At 66.4% G+C, this 1,406-nt stretch carries 1 protein-coding gene; it reads left to right on the top strand.

The annotated features are described in order from the left end of the window. Positions 1 to 225: 225 nt before the first annotated feature. Positions 226 to 1,389, top strand: coding sequence for an IS110 family transposase (locus ABGB10_RS33155; RefSeq protein ID WP_347664916.1), 1,164 nt, complete (start codon positions 226 to 228; stop codon positions 1,387 to 1,389). Positions 1,390 to 1,406: the final 17 nt, after the last annotated feature.

Consider the following 1,406-nt stretch of genomic DNA (forward strand, 5'->3'; position numbering starts at 1 on the left):
CTACTTATCTACTGGTGCTACGACCGCAGCCCGGCCAGGCTTGGTCGAGGTGACCGGCGGGGTGGCTCTCTCATCGGCTGCCCACCGCGATTTGGTGTGGCTCTCACATGGCATGCCTCCTGCCGGTCACCGCGGCGCGGAGAGGCTCAAGAGGGGTCTGCCCAGCTCGAAGTAGCGCTGCCCTCCTCGCTGACATCAGCCCTTGTCTGATCGAGGAGGACGAGCGTGGGACGGGTCATCATCGGTATGGATCCGCACAAGCGGTCCGCGACCATTGAAATCATTAACGACCGCGAGAGGATCCTCGCCCGGGGCCGGTTCACCACCGACCGCGACGGCTACCAGGCCATGCTCAAGCTCGGCCGGCAGCACAAGGAGCGGATCTGGGCGGTGGAGGGCTGTAGCGGGATCGGGCGGCACATCGCTCAACGCCTCGTCGCCGACGGCGAGACCGTGGTGGACGTGCCGGCGAAACTGTCCGCGCGGGTCCGCGTGTTCGACACCGGTCAGGGCCGCAAGACCGACCCGGTCGACGCCCACAGCGTCGCCGTCGCAGCCCTACGCACCACGGGTTTGCGGCAGGTCGCCGTCGACGACGTCACCGTTGCGCTGCGGCTGCTCGTCGACCGCCGCGACGGTCTTGGCCACGCCCGCACCGATCTACTCAACCGCATCCACAAACTTCTGCTGGAACTACTGCCCGGCGGGGCCAAGCAGTTCCTGTCCGCCCCGCAGGCCCGAACCCTGCTCAACACCGTGCGGCCGCGCGACCTTGTCGGGTCCACCCGCCGGCGGCTCACGTCGGAACTCATCACCGAGCTCGCCCAGGTCGACAAGAAGATCAAGGCAGCGAACAAAGAACTCACCGAACTCGTCGCCGCCACCGGCAGCAGCCTGCAGGACCTCAACGGCATCGGCCCCTCCGGCGCCGCCCGCCTGATCGGCGACATCGGTGACATCAGCCGATTCGCCAGCCGCGGGCACTTCGCGTCCTGGAACGGCACCGCACCCCTTGATGCGTCCTCCGGCGATCAAAGACGCCACCGGCTGTCCCGTGCCGGGAACCGGCGCATCAACCGAGCCCTGCACATCATGGCCATCGTTCAACTGCGCCACGACACCGAAGGCCGCGCTTACTACCGGCGCAAACTCGCCGCCGGCAAAACTCCAATGGAAGCCATGCGCTGCCTGAAACGACGCCTGTCCGACGTCGTCTACAAGCAGATGACCAAAGATGCCAAGAAGGTCGAGACGGGCCCGGGAGGACACGTGGGGGCGACTCTTCAATCCAGCGCGGCCGACCCAACCCCCAAGGTCGACACTTCAGAACAGTCACTTCCCGGACCCGCCAAACCCCAGCCTAGAACACCACTCCTCGCCGTCTCTTGACACAGAGGGGTGCCATG

The organism is Micromonospora sp. B9E7, from assembly GCF_039871815.1.
In the GTDB taxonomy this organism is placed as follows: Bacteria; Actinomycetota; Actinomycetes; order Mycobacteriales; family Micromonosporaceae; genus Micromonospora.